The sequence below is a fragment of the Streptomyces sp. NPDC091412 genome, assembly GCF_044756885.1.
Lineage (GTDB): Bacteria > Actinomycetota > Actinomycetes > Streptomycetales > Streptomycetaceae > Streptomyces.
On sequence record NZ_JBIVTV010000040.1, the window covers coordinates 16,275 to 27,247 of the forward strand.

The window sequence follows — 10,973 nt, forward strand, 5'->3', positions numbered from 1 at the left end:
GGCCGGCCGCACACCCCGCCGCACCGGCGACCCGGTTGGCGTGACCGCTCCGGTGGCCGGCCGCACACCCGGCCCCGGTGCGGAAGGAGGCGTCGCCGGTCCGTTCACCATGCCATCGCGTCCAGCAGTGCCTCCGGGTCCGGCTCCGGGGGGCCGTCCAGGCTCAGCTCCGCCCAGATCACCTTGCCCTGCGGCACATAGCGCGTGCCCCACCGGTCCGCGAACTGCGAGACCAGGAACAGACCGCGGCCGCCCTCGTCGGTGATGGCCGCGCGCCTGAGGTGCGGCGAGGTGCTGCTGCCGTCCGACACCTCGCAGATCAGCGTGCGCCCGAGCAGGATCCTGACCCGGACCGGCTCGGCGCCGTAGCGGATGGCGTTGGTCAGCAGCTCGCTGAGCACCAGTTCCGTGGCGAAGCAGGACTCCTCCAGCCCCCAGTCGTGCAGCCGGCGGGTCACCTCGCCGCGCACCCGGGAGACCGCCTCCACGTCCAGCGGCACGTCCCAGACCGCCACCCGCGACGGATCGAGCAGCCGCGTCCGGGCGACGAGCAGAGCCACGTCGTCGCTCGGATGCTCCGGCAGCATGACCTCCATCAGCGCCTGGCAGGTCTCCTCCGGCGTTTGGTCCGCGGGCGCGACGGTCTCGGCGAGCATCGACAGCCCCTCGTCGATGTCCCGCCCGCGGTCCTCGATCAGACCGTCGGTGAACAGCACGAGCCGGCTGCCCTCCGGCAGGCTCAGCTCACCCGTCTCGAACGGATGCCCGCCCACCCCCAGCGGCGGTGCCAGGGGAAGGTCCGGGAAGGTCACCCGGCCCATGGGGTCCACCACGGCCGGTACGACGTGCCCGGCGCGGGAGATGGCGCAGTGCCCGCCCACCGGGTCGTAGATGGCGTACAGGCAGGTGGCGCCCGTGACCGCGGACACCTCGCCGTCCGCGCTCGCCGTCTGGCTGTCCAGCCGCATCACCATCTCGTCCAGATGGCCGAGCAGTTCGTCGGGAGGCAGGTCCAGGGACGAGAAGTTCAGCACCGCCGTGCGCAGCCGGCCCATCGTCACCGCCGCGTGCAGCCCGTGCCCCACGACGTCGCCGACCACCAGCGCCACCCGGAAGCCGGGCAGGGGGATGACGTCGAACCAGTCGCCGCCGACCCCGGACTGGGCCGGCAGATACCGCCACGCCACCTCCAGCGCGTCCTGGTCGGGCAGGTCCCTGGGGAGCAGACTGCGCTGAAGCGTCACCGCCATCGCGTGCTCGCGGGAGTAGCGGCGCGCGTTGTCGATCGCCACCGCCGCCCGGGCCACCAGCTCCTCGGTGACCGCGACGTCCTCCTCCTCGAACCGGGCCGAGCCGGCGCCCCGCCAGAAGTTGACCATGCCGAGGAGCACGCCCCGCGCCCTGAGGGGCACGGTGATCAGCGAATGGATGCCGTGGTCGAGCACCCGGACCGCGCCCTGGGGATCCCGGGACCGCCAGTCCTGCGCGCGGTGCAGATCCGGCACCAGCACCGCCTCGCCGCGCCGCAGCGCCGCCCCCATCGACGTGTCGGCCACCACGAACTCGATGAGGTCGCCCACCGGCTGGAGCGGGCTGTGCGTGTCCGCCCCGTACAGCCCGGTGCGGCGCATCCGGGGCGTCGATCCGGTGGGCTCCTCGCCGCGCAGCACGGACTCCAGCAGTTCCACGGTGACGATGTCCGCCGCCTGCGGGACAGCCACCTCGGCCAGTTCCTGAGAGGTACGCCGTACGTCCAGCGTCGTGCCGATGCGCACCCCGGCCTCGTACAGCAGCGTCAGGCGTTCCCGGGCCAGCTCGGCCCGGCCCGAAAGGGCGCGCAGTTCGGTGGTGTCACGGAAACTGGCCACCAGGCCCGGAGCGTTGCCGTACGGGGCGGTGCGCCGGGTGTTGACCGCCAGCAGCCGGTCCCCGGCCGGGAACACCGCGTCGGACGCGACCGTCCCCGAGTTCAGCAGCCGAGTCATCTCCGGCCCCAGGCCCAGGTCCGTGACGTGCCGCTGGTCGGCGTCGTGGGGGAGGTCCAGCAGCCGGCGCGCCTCGTCGTTGGCGAGCAGGAGCCGTCCGCCGGCGTCGACGATCAGCACGCCCTCGCGCACCGCGTGCAGCACGGCGTCGTGGTGCTCGTACATGCGGGTCATCTCGGTCGGGCCGAGACCGCGGGTCTGACGGCGCAGCCGCCGGCTGACGAGGAAGGTGCCGCCGGTCGCGAGCACCACGGCCAGCGCCGCCGCGTCCAGCACCATCGGTATCTGCTGGTCCAGGAGGTGCCCCAGGGTCTGGAACTCGATTCCCGCGGTGACGATGCCGATCACGTGCCGGCCGGCGCCCACCACGGGCACCACCGCGCGGACGGAGTCGGTGGGGCTGCCGTGGAACGTCTCGGTGAAGGTCTTGCCCGCGATGGCCCGGCCGATCTCCTGCGCCGGGGTGCCGACCAGGTGCGGTTCCGGGTCGGTGAGCCGCACGCCCCGCTTGTTCAGTACGGAGATGTAGTCGACACCGGAACTCAGCTGCGCCTTCTCCGCCGGGATCTTCAGCAGTGCCGACGGATCGGGCGACTGGAGGGCCACTGCCGTACCGGGTGCCTGCGCGAACGCCTCCGCGACGGCCAGGGAGCGCGCCTTGGCGGTGTTCTCCCCGTCGTACCGCCGCTGGAGCACCACGGCGGAGGCGGCCGCGGCGACCAGCACGAGTATGACGATCACCTGCAACAGGAAGACCTGCGCGGCCACCGTGCCGGGCCGCCAGGACGGTGGAAAACGAAACCCGCTCGTGCTCCGGGCCGTCCAGGTCACCGGACGGCGGCGGGCCTGATCGTCCGCCCGCCGCTCATCGAACGGCGGTTGCGCTGCCCTCCGGGGCTGGCGGGAACAACCGACCACGTTCTCATTTCTAACACCGTGCTTCCCTGCCGGGCGACCGGTTTGTTCGATCAATCCCAGTTCGCTCCATCCCATTGCGGCTGGGTGGGTTCGCCTAGATTTCGTCAGGCAGGGGCTGCTCCGTCCAGATCGTCTTGCCGGAGCCTGTGTACCGGGTGCCCCAGCGCTGGGCGAGCTGGGCGACCAGGAACAGGCCGCGTCCACCCTCGTCGGTGCTGCGCGCGCGCCGCAGGTGCGGGGAGGTGTGGCCGCCGTCGGAGACCTCGCAGATCAGGGTGCGCTCGTGGATGAGCCGCAGATTGATCGGCGCGTGGGCGTGGCGGATGGCGTTGGTGACCAGTTCGCTGACGATCAGCTCGGTGGTGAAGGCCAGTTCCTCGAGGTTCCACCGGGACAGCCGGTCGTTGACGTCGTCGCGCATCACGCGCACGGCCGACGGGTCGGCGGGTACGTGCCAGGACGCCACGCGGTCGGGGCTGAGGACACGCGTCCTGGCGACGAGGAAGGCGACGTCGTCACGCGGCCGGTCCGACAGCAGGGCGCGGACCATGATGTCGCAGATCTCCTCCAGCGGCCGGTCGGGGTGGGCCAGGGCGAAGCACAGCCGCTCGATGCCGACGTCGACGTCCTGGTCCGACGCCTGGATCAGCCCGTCGGTGTAGAGGGCGACGACGCTTCCCTCCTCCAACGGGATCTCGGCCGACTCGAACGGCAGGCCGCCCAGCCCCAGGGGCGGGCCGGCGGGGATGTCGGGGAACTCCACGGGCTCGGTCAGGTGCGCGACGGCCGGGGTGGGGTGTCCGGCGCGGGCCACGACCATCGTCCGGGCGATGGGGTCGTAGATGGCGTACACACAGGTCGCACCGGCCGCCGCCGGGCCCTCGGCGGCCGCCTCGGCCTCGTCCGACAGACGCATCACCAGGTCGTTCACGTGCGCCAGCAGTTCGTCCGGGGACTGATCCAGGTCGGCCAGCGTCTGCACGGCGGCGCGCAGCCGCCCCATGCTGGCGGCGGCGTGCAGGCCGTGCCCGATCACGTCGCCCACCACCAGCGCGACCCGGGCACTGGAGAGCGGGATGACGTCGAACCAGTCCCCGCCCACCCCCGACTCCGCGTCGGCGGGGAGATAGCGGTGGGCGACCTCGACGGCGTTGTGCGGAGGCAGGTTGGGCGGCAGCAGACTGGTCTGGAGGGTGAGCGCGGCCTGGTGCTCGCGGGCGAAGCGCCGGGCGTTGTCCACGCACACGGCGGCCCGTGCCACGAGATCCTCGATCAGGAGCTGGTCGTCCTCGGTGAAGGGGTCGGGGTTCTCCCAGCGCAGCAGGGTCACCACGCCCATCGTGACGCCGCGGGCCCGCAGCGGCAGCACCAGGTGCGTGTGCACACCGAACCGGTTGATCCCGGTCCACCGCACCGGGTCGTCGGGGAGCCAGGGCGTCCCCGGGCCGAGGGCCTCACGGCTGGGTTCTCCGGTGGCCAGGCAGCGGTTCTGCAGGGACCCCGGCGGGTACCGGATGGGTTCGCCGACCTCGGCGATCACCTTGGGCAGGTCCGGCCGGATGGACAGATGGGCCGCCCGGCGCAGCGTGACCGGGCCGCCCGGCGAGCGGATGGGCGGGCCCTTCCCGGTGGTCGCGACGTCCAGGAGGTCGATGGCCACGAAGTCGGCGAGCTGCGGGACGGCGACCTCCGCGAACTCGCGGACCGTGCGGTCGAGATCCAGCGTGGTTCCGATGTGTTCGCTGGCGGCGTTCAGCAGTACCAGCCGCTCGCGGGTCGGGTCCTGGACGGTGACGTCCCGGGCGGCGTAGCAGATCCCGAGCGTTCGGCCCGCGTCGTCGTGCAGTGGGAAGAAGGAGCGCGGCCGGGTGCGCTCGCGGCCGAGCCGGCCCGTCCTGCCGTGCCGGGGCGGCGTGTGGGCGACGGTGACCTGGGGCTGCCCGGAGAGCAGCGTCCGCCGGGTGTGCCGGGTCACGACCGGCGACGGCCTGCCCTCGTCGGCGCCGGTCGGGGTGGTGCGGATCGCGTCGGTACCGGTAGGGGCTGTGCCGGTCACCTTGGTGCCGGCGGAGGCGGTGCCGGGCGCGTGGGTTTCGGGAGGGGTGCCGGCCGGGACGCCTGCCCCGAGAACCAGCCAGTCGCGGCGGCCGTCGGCGGCGAGCAGCGGGCACACGCGCACGATGAGCCGCACCGTGTGACCCGCGCGGTGGCGGAGCGTGACCTGCGCGTTCCCGGCGCGGTCGCTCCGGCGCAGCCGGGACATCGCGGCGGTCGGGTCGCGGCCGCGCAGCAGCGCCCGAGCGGGATGCCGTACGACGTCGGCGGTGGAGTAGCCGAGCAGCTCCTGGGCCCCCTGGCTCCAGTAGGTGATCAGCCCGTCGGCGTCGACGACCGCCACCGCCGTGGTCGTGATGAGCGGATCACCCGGACTGCCGCCGCTCACGCCGTTGACGCCCATGCCTTCACCCTCATCCACGGGCAGGACCCCCACCGGCCATGTTGCCATCGGGGGCGGTGCCCCGCCGCCCGGGAAACGGGCGGAGCGGGGAGGTGGGCGACGCGGGCGGGACGGGCGGAGCGGGCAGCGCGGGCGGGCCGGTGCGCGCGGCCGGCTACGCTCCCGCAGCCAGTGCCTTCAGCGGCTGGTCGGTCAGCCGGTACACCGTCCACTCGTCCTGCGGGCGTGCCCCCAGGGCCTCGTAGAAGCCGATCGCCGGACGGTTCCAGTTCAGGACCGACCACTCCAGGCGTTCGTACCCCCGCTCGACGCACACCCGGGCCAGCTCCGTCAGCAGGGCCCGGCCGTACCCGCCGCCGCGGGCCTCCGGGCGGACGTAGAGGTCCTCCAGGTAGATGCCGTGCACGCCCCGCCAGGTGGAGAAGTTGAGGAACCACAGGGCGAAGCCCACCGCTTCGCCGTCCTCGTCCTGCGCGATGTGCGCGAACGCCGCGGGGTGCTCGCCGAACAGTGCCTCGGCGAGCTGCCGCGGTGTCGCCCGTACCTCGTCCAGGGCCTTCTCGTACTCGGCCAGTTCGCGGATCAGGGCGTGGATGACGGGGACGTCGGCGGGGGTCGCGGTGCGGATCATGGGCGCAGTCTCACACACCGCGTCCCGCCGACGGACAACGGGTGCGGATCAGACCGCGGGCGCCGGGTAGGTCGGGTACTCCACCCCGGAGACGTACTGGACGACGCGGATGACCTGGCAGGAGTAGCCGAACTCGTTGTCGTACCAGAGGTAGAGGATCGCGTTGTCGCCCTCGACCTTGGTGGCGCCGGCGTCGACGATCGAGGCGTGGCGCGAGCCGATGAAGTCGCTGGAGACCGCGTCGGGGGCGCTGGTGAAGTCGATCTGGCGCTTGAGCGGCGAGGTCAGCGACACGTTGCGCAGGTAGTCCAGGACCTCCTCGCGGCTGGTGGCGCGCGCCAGTTGGAGGTTGAGGATCGCGATCGAGACGTCCGGCACCGGCACGCGGATCGAGCTGCCGGTGATCTTCGCCGTGAGGTCGGGCAGCGCCTTGGTCACGGCGGAGGCGGCGCCGGTCTCGGTGATGACCATGTTGAGCGGCGCGGAGCGGCCGCGGCGCTCGGCCTTGTGGTAGTTGTCCAGCAGGTTCTGGTCGTTGGTGAACGAGTGGACGGTCTCCACGTGGCCGCGCAGCACGCCGTACTCGTCGTCCATCGCCTTCAGCGGCGGGACGATCGCGTTGGTGGTGCAGGAGGCGCAGGACAGGATCTGCTCGTCCGGCTTGATGGTGTCGTGGTTGACGCCGTGGACGATGTTGGGGACGTCGCCCTTGCCCGGCGCGGTCAGCACGACCTTGTCGATGCCGGGACGCAGGTGCTTGGACAGGCCCTCGCGGTCGCGCCACTTGCCGGTGTTGTCGATGAGGATGGCGTCCTTGATGCCGTACGCCGTGTAGTCCACCGACGTCGGGTCGTCGGCGTAGATCACCTTGATCTCGTTGCCGTTGGCGACGATCGTGCTGTTCGCCTCGTCGACGGTGATGGTGCCCTGGAACTGGCCGTGGATGGAGTCGCGGCGCAGCAGCGAGGCGCGCTTGACGATGTCCTGCTCGCCGCCTCCGCGCACGACGATGGCGCGCAGGCGCAGGCCGTTGCCGGAGCCGGCCTTCTCGATGAGCAGGCGGGCCACGAGCCGGCCGATGCGGCCGAAGCCGTAGAGGACGACGTCGCGCCCCTCGCGGCACTCGATCTTGTTGGCGCCGGTGGCGCCGGCGACGGCCTCGGCGGTGAACTCCTCCACCGACAGGCCGCGGTCGTCCTCGCGGTACGTCGCGGCCAGCATGCCGATGTCTATCTGGGACGGCCCGAGGTCGAGCGTGGTCAGGGCCCGCAAGAAGGGGAGCGTCTCGGTGACGGACAGCTCCTGACCGGCGATCTGACGGGCGAACCGGTGGGTCTTGAGGATGCTCACCACCGACTTGTTCACCAGGGAGCGGCTGTGGAGGAGGACGGTGACGTCCCGCTCCCGGTGCAGCTTCCCGATCATCGGGATCATCGACTCCGCGATCTCTTCGCGGTGCTTCCAGTTGGTGAACGAGTCGTCATTGACAGTCACAGATCTATCTTTCGAGCTAGGCGGCGCTCATATGCTAACCCTATGGGTTGTCGATCATGACAGTGGGCCGTACCCGCTGTCGTGCGGGGTACGGCCCACGGTCGGGATTCCTCTGTGGTCGGTGGATATGGGCCCTCCGTCGTGGCTGGTGGGTGCCGGTTTCCCCGGAGCACCGGTGGGTGTGGCGGGTGGGTCGGGTCACCGGCGGGTGCGGCGGGTGAGTCCGACGGTCAGCCCCATGGCGGCGAGCCCCAGCAGGGCTGTGATCGCGCCCAGCCAGCAGTTGTTCCATATGACGCCGGCCCGGGAGCCGTGGGCCGCGGGTACGACCCAGGGGGAGATGACCAGCCACACGCCGAGCGGGGCGAGGAGCCATGCCAGGCGGAACATCCGCTCGGGGGCCAGGGTCAGGCCGAGGCCGATCAGGGCGACCGTAATGCCGATGATCAGGTTGTTGACGGTGAGGCTGGGCTGGGCGGCGAAGTGCACCACCCACGGGGAAATCGCGGCGTAGACACCGGCCAGCACGATCAGCCCCTCGATGACGATCGCCCGGTTGCTGGCGGCCGTACGCTCGAGGCGTTCTCGCATCTCGGCGATCTCCGGGTGCGAGCTCATTCCGGTGGAGTGCTGCGGATACGACATCACTGCCGTCTCCTCTCCATGAGGTTGCCAGTGTGGAGTTCTCCTATGAGGTAATTTCCCCCTTATGGGGGGTTTATATGCGCTTGCCTGCCTTCTTGCGGTGAGTTACGTCACAGTGCGCGCCCAGTGCGGGGCGTGCGCGTCCGTCTGTCAATCTTGTCGGGTGTGCGTCAAGAAGACGCCGCTGACGTGCAGGGATGATCCGAGGAGGGCGAGTGACGGGGCCAGAGGTACCCGACGAGTATCTGACGGGGTACGCGCAGATCCTGGCCGACGTCTGTGCCACCGGACGCCGCCTGACCCGGGACGAGCTGGACCTGCTGCGCGCCCAGGGGGAGCGGGCGGCGGAGGCCGGTCACGGACTGCGCAGGCTCGTGCGCCGGCACCTCTCCGAGGCGAGGGACTTCGCGCCCGCGCTGGCGTCCGCAGGCGTCGAACAGGTCCTCACCGCGGTGGAGCAGGCCGTCGACGCGTTCGCCGAGGGCCACGACCGGGCGCAGAAGCTCGCCATGCGCAAGGAGGAGGCCGCCCGCCGGGAGTTCATCGACGACCTGCTCTACGGCCGCAGCGACCTCGGGCGGCTCGGCGAACGCGCGGAACGCTACGGACTGCTGTTCTCCCGCGCCCACGCCGTGGCCGTCGCCCAGGGCGGGGAGCCCGTCGACGACACGCACCCGGCCGCCCGGTACGTCGAGACCGAGGTGGTCGCCCGGTTCGGTGACCGGCGCATCCTGCTCACCACCAAGGACGGCCGGCTCATCTGCATCGCCCCGGGCGACCAGGACGACGTCCTGGCGTTCTTCGCCAAGCAGGCGTACGCCTCCACCGACGGCGGCCGGGTCGCCATCGGACGCCCCCACCCGGGTGCCGGGGGAGTGGTCCACTCCTACGAGGAGGCCCTCAACGCCCTGGAACTCGCGGACCGGCTGGACCTCCAGGAGCCCGTCCTGCGGTCCGCCGACCTCCTGGTGTATCCCGTCCTGACCCGCGACCGGGAGGCCATGGCCGACCTGGTCCGCGACACGCTGGGCCCGCTGACGACCGCCCGCGGCGGCGCCCAGCCGCTCCTGGACACCCTGATCGCGTACTTCGACGCCGGCTGCACGGCCGCGGAGGCGGCCCGCCGCCTCAACCTCAGCGTGCGCGCCTTCACCTACCGCCTGGAGCGCATCCACAAACTGACCGGAGCCGACCCGGCCGACCCCGTGCACCGCTACACCCTCCAGACCGCCGTGATCGGCGCGCGCCTCCTCGGCTGGCCCACCGCCGAGCTCTGACGGACCGCGGCCGAGGAGCGCCGTCCGCCCGGAGGCGGCGCCGTTCACTCCACTGCCCGTACACAACGAGCGGTGCTCCCGGACCGGTGTGAGCCTGGTGAAGGGATTCGGTGGGTGCGTCGCGCCGCCGTGGCCCGGAGGACCACGCGTTCTCCCCGGCCGGTCCGGCCGGTACCGCGACGTCCGTCCCGGCATGCCGCGGCCTCCGGGCCGCCGCCTGCGACCGACTCCCCCACCGACTCCACGGGAGGCCGACGACATGACGACCCAAGGCGGTACCACTGAAGTCAGCCGGGAGCCTGCGACGCCCCAGGAGCGTGCGGGTTTCGACGAGATCACCATCCTCTGGATCTCCGAGGGCATGAGCTGCGACGGCGACACCGTCTCGCTGACCGCCGCCGACCAGCCCTCCATCGAGGACGTGGTGCTGGGGCTGATCCCCGGTCTGCCGAAGGTGAACCTGGTCAACAAGGTGCTCTCGCCGAGCCTGGGCGGCGAGGACTTCCTCGCCCCGTACCGGGCCGCGGTACGTGGTGAGCTGACCCCGTTCATCCTCGTCATCGAGGGTTCGGTCCCGAACCAGCGGATCATCGACGGGGACGGCTACTGGACGTCGTTCGGCAACGACCCGGACACCGGCGAACCGCAGACGCTGAACTGGTGGATCGACCAACTCGCTCCCCGGGCCTGGGCCGTGGTCGCGGCCGGCACCTGCGCCACCTACGGCGGCATCCACGCGATGGCGGGGAACCCGACGGGCTGCATGGGGCTGGCCGACTACCTGGGCTGGGACTTCAAGGCGGAGAGCGGCCTGCCGGTGGTGAACGTGCCCGGCTGCCCGATCCAGCCGGAGAACTTCATGGAGACCCTGATCTGGGTGCTCTACCACGCGGCGGGGACGGCGCCGGCGCCGCCGCTGGACGACATGCTGCGCCCGCAGTGGCTGTTCGGGAAGACGGTGCACGAGGGCTGCGACCGGGGCTCGTACTACGAGCAGGCGAGCTTCGCCATGGACTACAACTCTCCCAAGTGCCTGGTGAAGACGGGCTGCTGGGGTCCGGTCGTGAACTGCAACGTGCCCAAGCGCGGCTGGATGGCGGGCATCGGCGGCTGCCCCAACGTCGGTGGCATCTGCATCGGTTGCACCATGCCGGGCTTCCCCGACGCGTTCATGCCGTTCATGGACGAGCCGCCCGGCGGCACCCTGTCGTCGATGCTGGTCAAACCCTACGGGGCGGTCATCCGGCGACTGCGCGGCCTGACGAACGACATGGTGAACCACGAGCCCAAGTGGCGCCACAACAAACGCAAACTGACCAGCGGTTTCGACCCGCACTGGCGTCCCTGAGGGCGTGGGCGGCGCACATCCCGCCGCCGCGCCGACCGGCGGCAAGCCCGCTCTCCCAGCCCGCAGCGAGGAACGAGGTTCAGACCGAGATGGCGACTACCGAGGTGCGTCGGGCGGGGCGCAAGCCCGCTCAGATCGTGGACATGTCCTGGGATCCGATCACGCGGATCATCGGGAACCTGGGCATCTACACGAAGATCGATTTCGCGAACCGGGA

At 71.4% G+C, this 10,973-nt stretch carries 6 protein-coding genes and 1 pseudogene; 2 read left to right on the forward strand and 5 right to left on the reverse strand.

The annotated features are described in order from the left end of the window. Positions 1-104: 104 nt before the first annotated feature. The 5 genes and pseudogenes from ACIQMV_RS38450 to ACIQMV_RS38470 form a co-directional block, all read right to left on the reverse strand. On the reverse strand, positions 105-2,753 hold the full coding sequence (locus tag ACIQMV_RS38450) for a SpoIIE family protein phosphatase (protein ID WP_402597745.1): 2,649 nt from the start codon (positions 2,751-2,753) through the stop codon (positions 105-107). Positions 2,754-2,997: 244 nt separating this feature from the next. Continuing rightward, positions 2,998-5,379: a SpoIIE family protein phosphatase gene (locus ACIQMV_RS38455; protein ID WP_402597746.1), complete on the reverse strand. Its 2,382-nt coding sequence runs from the start codon at positions 5,377-5,379 to the stop codon at positions 2,998-3,000. 136 nt (positions 5,380-5,515) lie between these two features. Beyond that, positions 5,516-6,013 (reverse strand): annotated as a pseudogene (locus tag ACIQMV_RS38460) (GNAT family N-acetyltransferase); the annotation flags it as partial. A gap of 27 nt (positions 6,014-6,040) precedes the next feature. Beyond that, positions 6,041-7,486 carry a glyceraldehyde-3-phosphate dehydrogenase gene (locus ACIQMV_RS38465; RefSeq protein WP_402597747.1) on the reverse strand — a complete coding sequence of 482 codons (1,446 nt, stop codon included), beginning with the start codon at positions 7,484-7,486 and terminating at the stop codon, positions 6,041-6,043. Positions 7,487-7,684: 198 nt separating this feature from the next. Further along, entirely contained in the window at positions 7,685-8,131 is a 447-nt protein-coding gene (locus tag ACIQMV_RS38470; protein WP_141367194.1) for an SPW repeat protein, read from the reverse strand. 197 nt (positions 8,132-8,328) lie between these two features. Between ACIQMV_RS38470 and ACIQMV_RS38475 the strand changes: the two genes are divergently transcribed. Further along, positions 8,329-9,408, forward strand: a complete 1,080-nt coding sequence (locus ACIQMV_RS38475; protein ID WP_402597748.1) for a PucR family transcriptional regulator — start codon at positions 8,329-8,331, stop codon at positions 9,406-9,408. A 259-nt stretch (positions 9,409-9,667) separates the two neighbouring features. After that, positions 9,668-10,756, forward strand: coding sequence for a hydrogenase expression protein HypE (locus tag ACIQMV_RS38480; RefSeq protein ID WP_225080871.1), 1,089 nt, complete (start codon positions 9,668-9,670; stop codon positions 10,754-10,756). Positions 10,757-10,973 lie beyond the last annotated feature (217 nt).

What these genes read in the sequence shown, in the direction of transcription:
- ACIQMV_RS38470 (WP_141367194.1), bottom strand. Translation starts at nt 8,131, where the DNA reads ATGTCGTATCCGCAGCACTCCACCGGAATGAGCTCGCACCCGGAGATC.
- ACIQMV_RS38475 (WP_402597748.1), top strand. Translation starts at nt 8,329, where the DNA reads ATGATCCGAGGAGGGCGAGTGACGGGGCCAGAGGTACCCGACGAGTAT.
- ACIQMV_RS38480 (WP_225080871.1), top strand. Translation starts at nt 9,668, where the DNA reads ATGACGACCCAAGGCGGTACCACTGAAGTCAGCCGGGAGCCTGCGACG.